The sequence below is a fragment of the Paenarthrobacter sp. NPDC057355 genome (genome assembly GCF_042667405.1).
Taxonomy (GTDB): Bacteria; Actinomycetota; Actinomycetes; order Actinomycetales; family Micrococcaceae; genus Arthrobacter.
The window spans coordinates 18840-33623 of record NZ_JBHVAL010000013.1; the positions used below are offsets into that span (position 1 = coordinate 18840).

The window sequence follows — 14784 nt, forward strand, 5'->3', positions numbered from 1 at the left end:
AAGCCAACAGCAGAACAACGGAATGTGACGTGGAGGAAACCATCGACACCTTTTGTTCACCTTCCTGGGAAAAGCTGACCCTGTGAGCACAGAACATCCCGTGGGGGCCGGGCAGCCACCTGCCCTGACTACCTATCGCCCGCAGTTGCCAGGTGGCACTGCAGCACCTGCCGAACGCACGCTGGTGGACATCCTGGAGGCCACTGCGGCGTCCTTCCCGGAGTCCTCGGCGCTGGACGACGGGCATAAGTCACTGAGCTACAACGAGCTGCTCGCCTCGGTGAAGTTCTTCGCGCGCACCCTGAACGCGGCCGGACTGGGACGCGGTGCGAAAATCGGCGTCCGCATCCCGTCCGGAACCAACGAGCTCTACATCGCCATCCTCGGCATCCTCATGGCCGGAGCCGCCTATGTGCCGGTGGATGCTGACGATCCCGATGAACGCGCGCGCCTGGTCTTTGGCGAAGCCAAGGTGGCGGCTGTCATTGGTGCAGGACTCGACGTCCAGCTTTCCCAAGCTGCCGGGGCAGCTGGTAAAGGGTCCAGCAAGCCGGGCCTGGATGACGATTCGTGGATCATCTTTACCTCTGGCTCCACCGGCACCCCCAAGGGTGTGGCCGTCAAACACCGTTCCTCAGCTGCCTTCGTGGACGCCGAAGCCCGGATATTCCTTCAGGCCGAACCCATTGGTCCCCAGGACCGCGTACTCGCGGGCCTGTCAGTTGCCTTTGACGCCTCCTGTGAAGAGATGTGGCTTGCCTGGCGCCACGGTGCATGCCTCGTACCCGCTCCCCGCGCGTTGGTGCGGACCGGCATGGACCTGGGACCATGGCTGATCAACCACGGCATCACAGTAGTCTCCACTGTGCCCACCCTTGCGGCCCTGTGGCCGGCCGAGGCGTTGGAAAATGTCCGGCTGCTCATCTTCGGCGGCGAGGCCTGCCCACCTGAACTGGCTGAGCGGCTGGCCGTTGACGGTCGCGAAGTCTGGAACACCTACGGACCCACGGAAGCCACGGTCGTAGCCTGCGCCGCTCCCCTCGGCGGACCCGGCCCCGTCCGGATCGGTCTGCCGCTTGATGGATGGGACCTCGCCGTCGTCGATACCGACGGCATCCCGGTGGAAGAAGGCGAAATCGGCGAACTGATCATCGGCGGAGTCGGCCTGGCCCGCTACCTCGATCCGGCCAAGGATGCCGAGAAGTACGCCCCCATGCCGACTTTGGCTTGGGACCGCGCGCACCGCTCCGGGGACCTGGTGCGGTACGAAGCCGAGGGCCTGATCTTCATGGGCCGGGCCGATGAGCAGGTGAAGCTCGGTGGCCGCCGGATCGAGCTCGGTGAAGTCGATGCCGCGCTCCAGTCTCTGCCGGGAGTGGCGGGCGCCGCAGCAGCCGTTCAGACCACGGCTGCCGGCAACCAGATTCTGGTGGGCTACCTGGCGCCCGCAGACGGCGTGGAGCTCAACCTCGATGACGCCCGAACGCTGCTCTCCGGCACCCTGCCTGCGGCACTGATTCCCCTGCTGACGGTGGTGGATTCATTGCCCACCAAGACCAGCGGCAAAGTTGACCGCCATGCACTCCCCTGGCCGCTGGCCGGCGCCGCTGACGCCGATGCCGGCAAGGCTCCACTGAACCTTCCCGATGACGCCCATTGGATTGTCGACCAGTGGGAGTCCGTCCTTGGCAGCCCGGTCGGGTCACTCGATGCCGACTTCTTCGCCTACGGCGGCGGTTCCCTGGCCGCTGCCCAGCTCGTCTCCGCTCTTCGCGTCCGCTATCCCACCATCACTGTGGCCGACATCTACGCGACACCGCGCGTCGGGGCATTGATCGAAGCGGCCCGGCAGTCCCTGCCCGACGGCGGCATGCCGGCTCCCGCTGGAGAGCGCACCGTCCGGCCCACCGCCTTGAAGTCGCAGATTTTCCAGGTGCTCATGGGAGTGCCGTTGCACATCCTGGTGGCAATGCGGTGGCTCACCTACCTCATGGCGGCCAACAACTTGCTGGCAGCCTTTGCCGGTTTCTCCGCGGCCCCCGAGGTGTCGTGGTGGTGGATCGGGTTGTCCTGGCTGGTCTTCGTCAGCCCCCTGGGTCGAATGGCAATTTCCGTGCTGGCAGCGCGGGTCCTGCTCGGAAGAGTCGAACCGGGGACCTATCCGCGTTCCGGCAAGACACATCTGCGGCTGTGGCTTGCCGAACAGATCCAGGATCTTTCCGGCGCCATTGGCCTGGCCAGCGCACCGTTTGTGCCCTACTACGCCCGGGCACTCGGCGCGCGGATCGGAAAGGATGTGCACCTGCACTCCTTGCCGCCTGTCACCGGGCTCCTGTCCTTGGGAAACGGGGCCAACATTGAGCCGGAAGTGGACCTATCCGGCTGGTGGGTGGATGGCGATTGGGTCCATATCGGCCATGTCCACGTTGGAGCGGGTGCGGTGGTGGGGTCGCGAAGCACGCTCATGCCCGGGGCAACCATCGGCGCCGGGGCCCACGTAGAGCCCGGCTCCGCAGTTTTCGGCAAGGTCAAAGCGGGACATTTGGTGGCAGGGTCACCTGCTCAAAGGCGAGGTAAAGCCAAGCACGAGTGGCCGGAGGCGGTAACGCGTCGTTCTGCTGTGGATCGTTTGTGGCTGGCTGCCTTCGCGGGCGCCTCGGCCTTGCTGTCCCTGATCCCCTACATCTCTGCCTTCGCCGGCGCCCTGGTGGTTCTGACCTTTATCCGGGGCCATGATTCCTTGGAAACTGCAGTGCCGCAGATTGCCCTGTCCGTGCCCTTGGCAGCACTGGTGTGGTTCCTAGGGAACCTGGTTTTGATCCTGATCGTGGCCCGGCTCCTTGGCTTGGGCCTCAAAGAGGGCTATTACCGGGTCCGCAGCAGGGTCGGCTGGCAGGTGTGGGCCACTGAGCGGTTGCTGGACATGGCCCGTGATCTCCTGTTTCCCATCTACGCCAGCCTGTTTACCCCCGTCTGGCTTCGTTTGCTGGGAGCCAAGGTGGGCAGGAACGTGGAAGCCTCCACTGTGCTGCTGGTACCCAAGATGACCACCATTGGTGATGGCGCTTTCCTTGCCGATGACACCATGGTGGCCTCTTACGAACTTGGCGGCGGCTGGATGAAGATCGCTCCGGCAAAGATCGGCAAGCGCTCGTTCCTGGGCAACTCCGGCATGACTGCGGCAGGACGCAATGTTCCCAAGAATTCCCTCGTAGCGGTGCTCTCCGCCACCCCCGCGAAGGCAAAGTCCGGAACGTCGTGGCTCGGCAGTCCGCCGGTCCGGTTGCGCCGCACCGCCGTCGACGCCGACCAGAGCCGCACCTTCCAGCCGCCGTTCAAACTGAAGCTGGCCCGTGCTCTCTGGGAGCTGTGCCGTTTGGTGCCCGTTGTCCTCACCGTCGCCATTGCCGTCGCCGTCATGGTGGTCCTTGACTTCATTGCCCGCGGTTGGGGTTATTGGATCGCTGCCCTCCTGGGCGGTGTGGTGATGCTGGCCGCAGGCGGCGTAGCAGCACTGAGTTCGGTGGTGGCCAAGTGGGTGTTGGTAGGAAGCATTCGGTCCGGCGAACACCCCTTGTGGAGCTCCTTCATCTGGCGAAACGAGGTGGTGGACACCTTCATCGAAATGGTCAGTGCGCCGTGGTTTGCCCGCTCTGCCGCCGGAACACCAGCCTTGGTGTGGTGGCTGCGGGGGCTCGGCGCCAAGATTGGACGCGGGACCTGGTGCGAAAGCTACTGGCTGCCCGAAGCCGACCTCGTAACGCTCGGCGAGAACTCCACCGTCAACCGGGGTTGTGTAGTCCAAACCCACCTGTTCCACGATCGCGTCATGAGCCTGGACACGGTGACGCTGGGCAAGGGGGCAACGATGGGCCCACACGGCGTCATCCTTCCCGCCGCCAGCATCGGCGACGGCGGAACGGTTGGACCGGCGTCGTTGGTGATGCGCGGGGAGACCGTCCCGGCGGGGACGTACTGGATGGGCAACCCGGTGAGCCCCTGGGTGGGTCCGACAGCAGAACCGCCCCGCCTCAAGTAGATTGGGAGCTAATGACTGCACCCATCAGCACCCCCAGTACCGACCCCTACACCTTGGATCACGGCAGCACGGGCTACCGGGTAAACCGGTATGAACTGGACCTCGACGTCAGGCTGGGCAGCAACAAACTGATCGGCAGGGCTGTCCTGCACTGCACGGCTCTTCAGGCGACCACCCAGGTGGTGCTGGACCTTGTGGGGTTGCGGGCATCCAAGATCCAGCTGGACGGCAAAAAACTGCAGAAATTCAGCCAACGGGCCGAGCACCTGGTGCTCACCCCCGCGTCCGCGATCAAATCCGGGCAACGGTTCACACTGGATATCCGCTATGAGGGGAACCCGCAGCCCCGCCGTGGACTGTGGGGAGATGTCGGGTGGGAGGAACTCAACGACGGCGTACTGGTTGCCGGCCAGCCGAACGGCGCCGCATCCTGGTTCCCCTGCAATGACCACCCGCGCTACAAGTCCACATTCCTCATCTCCGTAACCACCGACGAGAACTACCGGCCGGTCTGCAACGGCAAGCTGGTGTCCCACTCCCGCAAGTCGAGCCGTGAAACCTGGGTCTACGAGCAAGTCGAGCCCATGGCAACGTATCTGGCCACCGTTCAAATTGGCCGGTACATCAAGGTCCCGCTCCGCGCGGAGGATACCCATCAAAGGGTTCCCCAGTTCGTCGCTGTGACAGCCGGGATGGCCGGGGATGCCTTGGAAGGCCTGCGGCGCCAGCCGGACATGATGAAAACTTTCGAGGACTGCTTCGGCCCCTACCCGTTCGTCGACTACACATCCGTGGTCACGGAAGACGAACTCGAAATACCGTTGGAAGCCCAGACGGTCTCCATTTTCGGGCGGAACCACATGGAGGAAGCTTGGGATTCGCAGCGGCTGATCGCCCATGAGCTTTCCCATCAGTGGTTCGGCAATTCGCTGACAGTCAGCACCTGGAAAGACATCTGGCTCCACGAGGGATTCGCCTGCTACGCCGAATGGCTGTGGTCCGAGGAGTCCGGGACCATGACTGTTGCCGCACGCGCTACGGCTGCATGGAAGAAGCTCGACGCCGGGGCCCAGGACCTGCTGGTCGGGGACCCCGGGCCTGAGCTCATGTTCGATGACAGGGTCTACAAGCGTGGGGCTCTGGCTGTTCATGCCCTGCGCATGGCAGCCGGGGATGAGGCGTTCTTCGCTTTCCTGCAGCATTGGACAGCCGGGAACCGGCACGGGTCGGTGTCCACGGAGTCGTTCATTGCAGCAGCGGATGCCTTCATTCCCGGCCTCGACGCCGCGGAAATCCTCAACCCGTGGTTGTACGAGGGTCCGCTGCCTCCAATGCCCCCGTCCAACCGGTAGCGATCGCCCCCACCAGGTCCATCTCGTCGTGGGCTGACAAGTCCAAATCCGATAATCCGTCTCTCTCGAGCACGTCCACTTCCGCGGGGTTTCGACGCAGGCCCTCCCCTGTCATCTTCAGCCAGGCCTCCTTGCGTGCCCAAAGACGGGTGCGTTGCCTACTCTGCTGGGCGCCGGGGATTGCGGCCATGAATTCTTTCTCCTGTTCCGTCAGGGCGACGTCGTTGAAGCCCACGAAATCCGTGGCACCGACCACTTCAAGGTCCACTCCCAGCAGGAAACCTTGCGGAGGATGTACGACGCCGGCCAGCAGCACCCAGCCCGATGCCCGGGAGGCGCTGAGCGCCAAAGGAGCCCGACCGCCGTCGAGCATGAAACCGGGCCTGCCGTGGTCCTGGCCGGGACCGCACTGCGGGCAGCGGTAATCGGGCGTGAGCCGCGTGGAGTTGACGCCAAGGAGCGAGGCGGCAAATTGCTGGAGCGCGATCCTGCCGGCGACGAACCCGTCCCGGTCTGCCGGGTTGGCGAAGCGGTGGGCCCGCTGGCGGGCCCGTTCGCCCAGCTCCGCGGGAATGATTGCCGGAAGGGGCACGTCGCTGAGCTTGCGCAACTCCACCATGGGGTTACCCACGGATCTCCTTTGCAATTCTCCTCCACGCCAGAGGTTTTTGGACTGGACCAGCTTCAGACTATCCTCCTGCCATCCGGATACAGGCGTTTGCCCATGTGCTTGGGCGTACGGAGAACTATGGACCGGTCACCGATCTCAACAGAAGGCAAGCGTTCGCCCAGCTGCCTCTCCAAGACGGCCATGTCTTCGACGCGCCTGAGCCGCACCGACAACACCAAGGAATACTGACCTCCGGTCGTGGCGACGAACCGTGCCACATCCAGCCCCGCCAAGCCAGCGGCGACAGAATCGACCTTTGCGGGAGGCACCCGCAGGAAATACCAGACGCTGACCGGCCACGGTGAGAAAGTGCGCGCAATATCAAGCCGCACCACCACCCGCTGGGCACCCAGGATGTTCGACAGCGCCCCTTTGGCCCGCGCCGGGCTGATGCGAAGCCACTGAGCCAGGTCAGAGACTGATGCGCGCCCGTCGATGAGGAGAATGCGCGTAAGATCGTCCTCCACGGAGTCCGGAACCAAGGACTTACCGGCGTGCGGCGGAGGCACAGCCCGTTCCAAGGCCCTGACTTCGTTCTCGTGCAGCGACTTCAACCGCCAATTCTGAGCATCCGTGAGAATCCGGATGATCCGGTGGGTCCGGGTGCTGGTAATTCCCGCAAAAGTGGGCAGCCGTTCCAGGAGAAACATTGTCAGCTCGGCCTCCGACGTGCACAGGACGCACAACACCAGGTCCTGGCTTCCGGCCGTCTGATCAATGGTGATGACAACCCGCTCCCGGGCCAAGGCATTAACAATCCCAACCAACGTCGACGGGATGCAGCTGATCTCTACCACCGCCCCTACGGACCTGGCCCCCGCGCCGCGATAGGACGTCATCCACGCCAGGCCTGTTTCCTGGAGAACGGCCCAGCGACGAGTCAAAGTGACTGCATCCGCTCCGACGATGGAGGACAACGCGGTCCACGGGGCGCGCGGCCGTACTTGCAGGGCGTGCAACAACCGCAGATCACGCTCATCGAATTCGATGTCCCGCACCGCTTGCCACCTGCCTCAGCTTCCCCGTAGTGGGGCACACCAATTATGACCCTCCTCTGTTTGGGCCCCAAACCCTTGCGATCGGCCATCACGCGTCACGAACGTGGAACTGGCACACATGTATAAATGGTGTGCGTTCTGCGCACCTCTTGGTTGACGCACCATTTGGTTTAACAGAAGGCATGTGAATTGCTCGAAACAGACAGGCTACTCAACGCAGTTGTTCTTGAAGCTGCCAACACCGGGACCACACTAAAGCTCAGCGACGTCACGGATTTCGCGTGGGACCACGTGGGCTTTGTTACCGGGGCTGGGACTGACCACGCAATCGAGCATGCCTTCGGTCAGGCGCCGGAAAGCCGGGAAGTCCATACGACATCACCGGCTTTGTTTGTCTTCTTCAGAGAGGACAAGATCATTAAGACCGTGCGCGTGACTACAGATGCCTTCTTTGTCGCCGACGCCCAGCGGAAGTACGACCGCACCGTACAACTTGAACCCACGATCGGCCCTACCGGCTTCCTGAACTGGCGCGAAAACCAAGCTGATGTGGCGGCCACATCGGAGCTACGGTACCTAGGGCAACCAACGTTCAATCCCTTGTTGCCTGCAGTCCTTTGCTCCTTGGCCTGGGCCAACTCCCTGCTGGTTGGATACGCCTTTGATTTCGGTCCCGATATTCAGCGCGTTGGTCTTGCCGCGCACATTCTGTCACTGGTGGTGGCCTTCGGAGCCATCCTGGTGGTCGACTGGCTTGGCACCCTTTGGCTCTTCGGAAAAACCCCGCTGCAGGTGGCGGCCACACTGGAGTCGGCGGCCAGACCCCTGATTTGGGGAGGACTGGCATTGCTGCTGCTATCCGGGGCATTGATCCGGCCCGATCCCGGCAGCGCGCTCACCTGGGTCAAGCTTGTGTGCATCCTTATCCTGATGCTCAATGGCGTGTTCATGCACCCCGTGCTCCGACAACTGTTCACCTTGGCCCCGGGAACGCGATATGTGGACTTGGGCAGGCGACTGAAGATCCGGCTCATGGTGACGGCGGGGATCTCACAGGCCTGCTGGTGGACTGCGGTGCTCATCGGCCTCGTCAACAGCACACTGCGCAGATGGCCATCGTAGTGCCAGTGTTCCCCGCAGCACGTTGGGTGCGGAGAACACTGCGCACGCGGATTAACCCAGCCGGGCTACTTCACTGATGTCAGTAGTTCGCCAACCTCTGGCCCAAAAAGAAAACCCCGGGACCGAAGTCCCGGGGTTTTACAGGAAAGAAACTAGCGCTGGACGGCGCCAAAGCGGTCAGCCGCCACGGCCACGGCGGCGGCGCGGGCTTCGGATGCCTCGTCAGCCGTCAGCGTCCGGTCGTTCGCACGGAAGCGCAGGCCGAAGGCCAACGACTTCTTACCGTCGTCGATGCCCGGACCAACATAGACATCGAACAACGCAACGTCCTCGAGCAGCTCCCCGGCGCCTTCCCGGAGCGCAGACAGAACCTGGTCAGCAGGCACGTCCTGCGGAACCACCAAGGCGACGTCCTGCGTTGCCACCGGGAACCCGGAGATGTGCTTGGCGACAATCACATCGGCGGCAGCTTCGAACAACGCCTCAACGTTGACCTCGACAGCCACGGAACGGGCCGGCATGTCATGCGACGCCAGGAGCTTGGGGTGGAGTTCTCCTGCGAAACCAACCACGTCGCCATTGCGAAGCGCGAGCTGGGCAGCACGGCCCGGGTGGAACGCCTGGTGGCTGCCTTGGCTGACAACCAGTTCGACACCAAGGACATCGGCGATCAGCCGCGCGACATCAACGGCGTCCGCCCAATCCCAGGCGCGCGGTTTGTGCGTGGCAGCAGCCGGAGAGTCATGGCCGGTGAGGACAGCGCCGATGTGCAGCGGCTGGTGAGGAACGCCGTCGTACAGTGCATCAAGAACCTCATCGCTCGGCTTCACACCCAGGGGCGGGATGGATTCCGTTCCAAGCTTCTCGCCCGGAAGGAACACCGAACCGGCTTCATAGAGCGCCAGATCGCGGAACCCACGTGAATGGTTGCGGCGGGCGACCTCAATAAGTCCCGGCAGGATGGACGTACGGAGGTAGCCGTGTTCCTCACTGATCGGGTTGGCGAGCTTCAGAGCAGGACGCGGCGCGCCTTCCTCCGCCACGCCAAAGGTGTCGTTGGCAGCCTTGGTGACGAAAGGATAGGACAAAACCTCAGTCAATCCGGCATCAGCCAACGCCTGCACCACGCGCCGCTTCTGCTGCTGCGTGCGGTTCAGGCCACGTCCCGGAGGAGCCACGGGCAAGGTCGCCGGAATGTTGTCATAGCCCACAAGGCGTGCGATTTCCTCGGAGAGGTCTTCCTTGGTTTCAAGGTCGTTGCGCCAGCTGGGAGCGGTCACGCGGTATCCGGTGCCGGTCTTCTCCACCACGGCTCCCAAGTCCTCCAGGGACGTGGTGATCTGCTCCTCAGTGAAGTCGATGCCGATCCGGGCCGACGCGAAACCTGCAGGCAGCTCGATCACGACGGCGTCAGGCGCGGTCCCGACGTCGGTACCAGCCTGGTCCGCCGTTCCACCTGCGAGCTCCACCAGCAGGTCAACCACACGCTGCGCGGCAACGTCAGCCACGTGCCAGTCAACGCCACGTTCGAAGCGCTTGGACGCCTCGGACGGAAGCTTGTGGCGGCGGCGTGAGCGGGCTATGGATACTTCATCAAAGTGGGCGGCCTCCACCAGGATGTTCGTGGTGGAATCGGACACCTCCGTGTGGGCACCGCCCATGACACCGGCAATGCCGATGGCACCGGAGTCATCCGTGATCAACAGGTCCTCGACGTCGAGCGTGCGCACCTTGTCGTCGAGGGTGGTGATCTTCTCCCCCGCTACGGCCCGGCGGACCACGATGTCGCCCGCGAGCTTGTCGAGGTCGTAGCAGTGGTTCGGTTGGCCGAGTTCCAACATGACGTAGTTGGAGATATCCACGGGCAACGAGATACTCCGGATACCGGCCAGGCGGAGGCGGGAGGACATCCACGGCGGCGTGGGACGGGAAGCATCCACACCCCGCACGGTGCGTGCAACAAAGCGGTCGCAGCCAGGCTTGCCGTAGATGGGCGCGTCGTCGTTAAGCTTCACCCCGTAGCCACCCTGGAGGGAGGCAGGGGCGTTCACCTTCGACGCGGGGTCCACGAAGGACGTTCCTGTGGCGTGGGCGTACTCGCGGGCGACACCACGGATGGAGAACGCGTAACCACGGTCCGGCGTGACGTTGATTTCGGCCGCCTGGTCGTACAGACCCAGCAGTTCCATCGCGTCAGTGCCGATTTCCGGGTCAAGCCCGATGCGGGAAAGGACGAGGATGCCGTCGTGGTCATCACCGATGCCCAGTTCGCGGACGGAAGCGATCATTCCCGCAGACAGGTGTCCGTAGGTCTTGCGCGCGGAGATCTGGAAGTTCCCGGGCAGGACAGCACCAGGCAGGGTAACTACTACCTTGTCGCCTTCAACGAAGTTGTGGGCACCGCAAATAATGCCCTGCACACCCGAGGGGTCGATGCCCTTGCCGGTGAGGGTCTGCTCCTGTCCTTCCGGAACAACGCGGACCTGGCACCAGTTGATCGTCTTGCCGTTGGTCTGCGGTTCCTTGACCAGGCTCAGGACCTGGCCAACCACGATCGGACCCTTGAGTTCGTCGGTGGGACGGTGAACGCCTTCCTCTTCGAACCCGACCTTGACCAGGTCCGCCATGACGTCTTCGGCCGTTGCTTCGGCCGGTACCTGCGCGAATTCACGCAGCCAGGAAAGTGGGATACGCACTGTTAGATCTCCATCCCGAAGTGCTCGCTGAAACGTACATCGCCTTCGATCATGTCGCGCATGTCGCCAACTTCGTTGCGGAACATGAGCGTGCGCTCAATGCCCATGCCGAAGGCAAATCCTGAATAGACGTCCGGGTCAATGCCTGCTGCCCGGAGGACGTTGGGGTTGACCATGCCGCAGCCACCCCACTCGATCCACCGCGGGCCACCCTTGGCACCGGGGTGCCAGATGTCCAGCTCCGCAGAGGGCTCCGTGAACGGGAAGTAGTTGGGACGCAGGCGGATGGACGCTTCATCGCCGAACATCTGGCGCGCGAAATGCTCCAACGTGCCCCGCAGGTCCGCCATGCTGAGGTTCTTGTCGATGGCCAGGCCCTCGAACTGGTGGAAGACGGGCGTGTGTGTAGCATCCAGCTCGTCTGTGCGGAACACCTTGCCCGGGCACAGCACGTAGATGGGCACCTCGCGCTCCAGCATCGACCGGACCTGCACCGGGGAGGTGTGGGTGCGCATGAGCAGGTGGGCCTCAGGGGGCTCCACGAAGAACGTGTCCTGCATTTCGCGTGCCGGGTGGTCCGGCTTGAAGTTCAACGCATCGAAGTTGAACCACTCGGATTCGACCTCCGGGCCTTCGGCAATTTCCCAGCCCATGCCCACGAAGATGTCCGACACCCGGTCCTGCAAGGTGGACAGCGGGTGGCGCGCACCAGCACGACGCCGACGCGGTGCCGCCGTGACGTCGACCGTTTCCTCGATCAGGATGCGGGCGTCATTCTCTGCTTCAAGAACCTGGGTCCTTGCGGCGAGCGCCTGGTTGACCCGGCCGCGCGAGGAGCCCATGAGCTTACCGGCTGCCGCCTTGTGCTCCTTGGCCAGGCCGCCGATTTCGCGGTTGGCCAGGCTCAGTGGCGACTTCTCGCCCGTGTGGGCGAGGCGGACAGCCTTGAGTTCATCAAGGGAGGAAGCTGCCCCAATAGCGGCGATGGCGTCCTCGACGGCGGCGTTGATGGCGTCCTCATCCAGCGGATTCGGGATGGCGGCGCCTGGCAAAGTGTCAGTCATCTACTGTTCTTAGCTACGAGTTGGGAGCGGCCGGCAAGGCAGGCCTGCAAAACGAAAGGGCAGTGCTCACCGCGGACGGCGGGCACTACCCTTCAGTCTAGTTGAAGCGCACCGGCGTGGTTTAACCGCCGAAAGTCAAGAGTTCGACGGCGGCACCCGCCTGCGTTCCTAGGCTCCCGAAGCGGGCGGCGCGGTGGGCGGCGGAGGTACGTGGCCGTCGTCGTGCGCGCCGCGTGCCTGGGGCGCCGACTGCGCATCGGGCCGGTAGCCCTGGCCTGCCCAGTCCTGCTGGGGCTGGCCGTTCCAGACCTGGCCGTCCGGCGCGGCGCCTGCGAGCGCCGGCGACTTGCGGGCGGAGTTCCTCCGCAACAGCACGAAGAGCAGGACCAAGGCCGCGGCGACCACCAAAACAGCCACCAGGGTCCAGATGATCCACATGGGAATGCCAGGGTTGGCCTCGGCTTTCACCTGCACCGCTGTTTCGTTGATGGACAGCATGTCGAAGGTTGCCGTATTGCCGTCAACAACGGCGCCCTTGGCTTCCACGATCTTCCCGGGGAAGGTGAACTTGACGGAGGCTTCGTCGAACATGGACTTGGCCATGCTGGAGGCCTGGGGATCACTGGCGTCAGCGCCCGTGACACTGCCCATGGACATGACGTAGAAGTCGCCCTCCCTTTTCAAGTCGAAAGGGTTCTCTGAGCTGGACGACTCGGACAGCTTGGCCGGGTCGAGGTTCACCGCGGTGATTCGCTTGCCCTTGTACTTGTCGTCCTCGTAGTCCACCACGGTGGCACCCTCAGGAATATCCATCTCCTGGCTGCCGCTGCCGTTGGACTTCATGAATTCGTCGAAGGACTTGTCGCCGAGAACGGACTTCTGGATCGCGTAGACGACCTCGTAGTCGACACTTTTTTCGTTGTTGACCTTCACTGCCATGTTGAGCTTGACGCATCCGGTCAAGGCCACCATCACGGCTATCAGCACACCGATTACGCCCACGGCGCGTTTGACGTTCATTTCTTCTTTCCCCCATTCATCCCCATGCACGAGTGAGTGCTGGATCAGCGTATCCCCGCCTGCCGGCCACCGCCACACGCAACGGGACTAGCATGGCTTCATGACTCCCGGTCAACGCCTTCGGCAGTTCGCCAACGTGCTGAATCTGTCCACGCCCTTGGGTATTGCGGTGGCCTTTGCGTCCCGCTCCACGCTATCGAAGGGACCGCGGGGCCTCCTGATAGCGGCCGGATACAGCTGGAAGCTTCCTTTCGCCGGCGCTTTTACCGTGGGTAACGTCATCCTGTACCGGGCACCGCACGGCGCTGCGGGAAGCGACCCAGTGCTCCTGGGCCACGAAGAACGCCACAGCACCCAGTACGCGTACTGCCTCGGCTTGCCCTTCTTTGCCCTCTATGGAGCGGCGGCGTGCTGGTCCATGGTTCGCACCGGGAATCCTGGAAAGGCGAACTTCTTCGAGCGCCAGGCCGGACTGGAGGCAGGCGGGTACGTGGAGTCACCCAACTGCGGGCAGCATCGGCACACCGACGATCGAATCGAGGCTTAGGCATGGAACGAACCATCACAGTAACGGGGACCGGAACCGCGACGGCGGTACCGGACCAGGTGACATTGACTCTCGGCGTCGAGACCCGCCGGGAGACCGCAGCGAAAGCATATGACGACGCCGGCAGGTCGGCGGCCGCCGTCGCGTCCGCTTTGCGCGCTGCGGGGGTCACAGACGCCGAACTGCGAACGACCGGATTGAACCTGCGCGCCGACCTCGTGTGGGTAGAAGGGCAGGGCCAGAAGGTGACGGCCTATGTGGCTTCCACGACCCTGCACGTGGGGATACGGTCGCACGGCGAGGCGCCCGCCGCCATCGCTGCGGCGGTCGCCGCCGGCGGTGACGACATCCGGATCAATGGCTTGGAGCAGGGCCTGGCGGACCCAGCAGCTGTCACAGCACAGGCGCAGGAAGCGGCATGGAGGGACGCCCTGGCCCGCGCCGAACAGTACGCTGGCCTTGCCTCTGCCCGGCTTGGTTCCGTGCTCTCCATCTCCCAGCAGCCGGTTCAAGGCGCCCCCATTCCCTTGGGTGGAATGGTCCGCGCCTCCTTCGCCGCTGAGGCGCTGCCGGTCGAGGCGGGTGAGTCTGCCGTCTCGGCCAGTGTCACCGTGCAATGGGAATTGATCTAATGGATTGCTCCTGCACCCAGCTTGGAATCCTGCTGAGTGCTTAGCGCGGTCCGAACCACCACCGCTATCCCCTGGGCGGTCAGTTCCAGCGGCATTGACGGGGCCGTCCCACCAGGAGGCACTTGCTCCGGCAAATAGGGGACGTGGATGAAGCCGCCCCGAACACCGGACCGGTTCGCCAAAGAATGCATCAGACCATAGAAGAGATGGTTGCAGACGTAGGTACCGGCCGTCTGGGAGATCTCACCCCTGATACCGGCAATCTGGAGATTCCTGAGCGCGGCCTTGATGGGCAGGCTGGAGAAGTACGCGGCGGGCGCCCCGGGAACGACTTCCTCGTCGATGGGCCGCTGGCCTTTGTTATCCGGAATCCTTGCGTCATCGCAGTTGATGGCCACGCGTTCAAGCGATATCCGGTCCCGGCCACCTGCCAGGCCCACGGACACCACAACGTCCGGGTTGAAACGGGATACGGCGTCATTGAGAACCATCACCGACTCGCCAAAAACGCAGGGCAGCTCCAGGGCTTCAACGGCGAGCCCCTCAGCCCGTAGCGACTGCCGGGCACGCTGGACAGCAAGCCAGGAGGGATTGACGGTTTCCTGGCCGAACGGTTCGAAGCCCGTAAGCAGAATCATGGGCCA

11 protein-coding genes are annotated in these 14784 nt (G+C 63.6%); 5 read left to right on the forward strand and 6 right to left on the reverse strand.

Features of this window, described 5'->3' with window-relative positions; translation table 11 throughout:
• Window positions 1-82: 82 nt before the first annotated feature.
• Together ACFUOZ_RS14400 and ACFUOZ_RS14405 are read left to right on the forward strand one after the other, a co-directional pair.
• On the forward strand, window positions 83-4039 hold the full coding sequence (locus tag ACFUOZ_RS14400; RefSeq protein WP_377549291.1) for a Pls/PosA family non-ribosomal peptide synthetase: 3957 nt from the start codon (window positions 83-85) through the stop codon (window positions 4037-4039).
• An 11-nt stretch (window positions 4040-4050) separates the two neighbouring features.
• Window positions 4051-5391: a M1 family metallopeptidase gene (locus ACFUOZ_RS14405; RefSeq protein WP_377549293.1), complete on the forward strand. Its 1341-nt coding sequence runs from the start codon at window positions 4051-4053 to the stop codon at window positions 5389-5391.
• Here ACFUOZ_RS14405 and ACFUOZ_RS14410 read toward each other — a convergent pair.
• Window positions 5336-6022 carry a 4'-phosphopantetheinyl transferase family protein gene (locus ACFUOZ_RS14410; RefSeq protein ID WP_377549295.1) on the reverse strand — a complete coding sequence of 229 codons (687 nt, stop codon included), beginning with the start codon at window positions 6020-6022 and terminating at the stop codon, window positions 5336-5338. The genes ACFUOZ_RS14405 and ACFUOZ_RS14410 overlap by 56 nt on opposite strands.
• Window positions 6023-6075: 53 nt before the next feature.
• Window positions 6076-7059, reverse strand: a complete 984-nt coding sequence (locus tag ACFUOZ_RS14415) for an Lrp/AsnC ligand binding domain-containing protein (RefSeq protein WP_377549297.1) — start codon at window positions 7057-7059, stop codon at window positions 6076-6078.
• 189 nt (window positions 7060-7248) lie between these two features.
• Between ACFUOZ_RS14415 and ACFUOZ_RS14420 the strand changes: the two genes are divergently transcribed.
• The gene (locus tag ACFUOZ_RS14420; RefSeq protein ID WP_377549299.1) at window positions 7249-8181 is read left to right on the forward strand and encodes a hypothetical protein; all 933 of its coding nucleotides are present in this window, start codon (window positions 7249-7251) and stop codon (window positions 8179-8181) included.
• A gap of 152 nt (window positions 8182-8333) precedes the next feature.
• Here ACFUOZ_RS14420 and pheT read toward each other — a convergent pair whose 3' ends face one another.
• From pheT to ACFUOZ_RS14435, 3 genes are all read right to left on the reverse strand, one after another.
• Complete coding sequence (gene pheT, locus ACFUOZ_RS14425; RefSeq protein ID WP_377549301.1) at window positions 8334-10877, reverse strand: phenylalanine--tRNA ligase subunit beta; 2544 nt, start codon at window positions 10875-10877, stop codon at window positions 8334-8336.
• Between the two features lie 2 nt (window positions 10878-10879).
• Window positions 10880-11941, reverse strand: coding sequence for a phenylalanine--tRNA ligase subunit alpha (pheS, locus tag ACFUOZ_RS14430; RefSeq protein ID WP_377549303.1), 1062 nt, complete (start codon window positions 11939-11941; stop codon window positions 10880-10882).
• 168 nt (window positions 11942-12109) lie between these two features.
• Window positions 12110-12961, reverse strand: a complete 852-nt coding sequence (locus tag ACFUOZ_RS14435; protein ID WP_377549305.1) for an LppM family (lipo)protein — start codon at window positions 12959-12961, stop codon at window positions 12110-12112.
• Window positions 12962-13061: 100 nt separating this feature from the next.
• On the opposite strand from ACFUOZ_RS14435, the gene ACFUOZ_RS14440 reads away from it, so the two are divergent.
• Both ACFUOZ_RS14440 and ACFUOZ_RS14445 read left to right on the forward strand, forming a co-directional pair.
• Window positions 13062-13508: a hypothetical protein gene (locus ACFUOZ_RS14440; protein ID WP_377549307.1), complete on the forward strand. Its 447-nt coding sequence runs from the start codon at window positions 13062-13064 to the stop codon at window positions 13506-13508.
• 2 nt (window positions 13509-13510) lie between these two features.
• Window positions 13511-14140 (forward strand): SIMPL domain-containing protein, encoded by a 630-nt coding sequence (locus tag ACFUOZ_RS14445; protein ID WP_377549309.1) that lies wholly within the window; start codon window positions 13511-13513, stop codon window positions 14138-14140.
• On the opposite strand, the gene pcp is transcribed toward ACFUOZ_RS14445, so the two are convergent.
• On the reverse strand, window positions 14137-14778 hold the full coding sequence (gene pcp, locus ACFUOZ_RS14450) for a pyroglutamyl-peptidase I (RefSeq protein ID WP_377549311.1): 642 nt from the start codon (window positions 14776-14778) through the stop codon (window positions 14137-14139). The two genes, ACFUOZ_RS14445 and pcp, sit on opposite strands and share 4 nt — an antisense overlap.
• Between the last annotated feature and the right edge of the window lie 6 nt (window positions 14779-14784).

Excerpts from the sequence above, each read along its gene's own strand:
- ACFUOZ_RS14405 (WP_377549293.1), top strand. The coding sequence starts at position 4,051 with ATGACTGCACCCATCAGCACCCCCAGTACCGACCCCTACACCTTGGAT.
- pheS (WP_377549303.1), bottom strand. The coding sequence starts at position 11,941 with ATGACTGACACTTTGCCAGGCGCCGCCATCCCGAATCCGCTGGATGAG.
- ACFUOZ_RS14435 (WP_377549305.1), bottom strand. The coding sequence starts at position 12,961 with ATGAACGTCAAACGCGCCGTGGGCGTAATCGGTGTGCTGATAGCCGTG.
- ACFUOZ_RS14440 (WP_377549307.1), top strand. The coding sequence starts at position 13,062 with ATGACTCCCGGTCAACGCCTTCGGCAGTTCGCCAACGTGCTGAATCTG.
- ACFUOZ_RS14445 (WP_377549309.1), top strand. The coding sequence starts at position 13,511 with ATGGAACGAACCATCACAGTAACGGGGACCGGAACCGCGACGGCGGTA.
- pcp (WP_377549311.1), bottom strand. The coding sequence starts at position 14,778 with ATGATTCTGCTTACGGGCTTCGAACCGTTCGGCCAGGAAACCGTCAAT.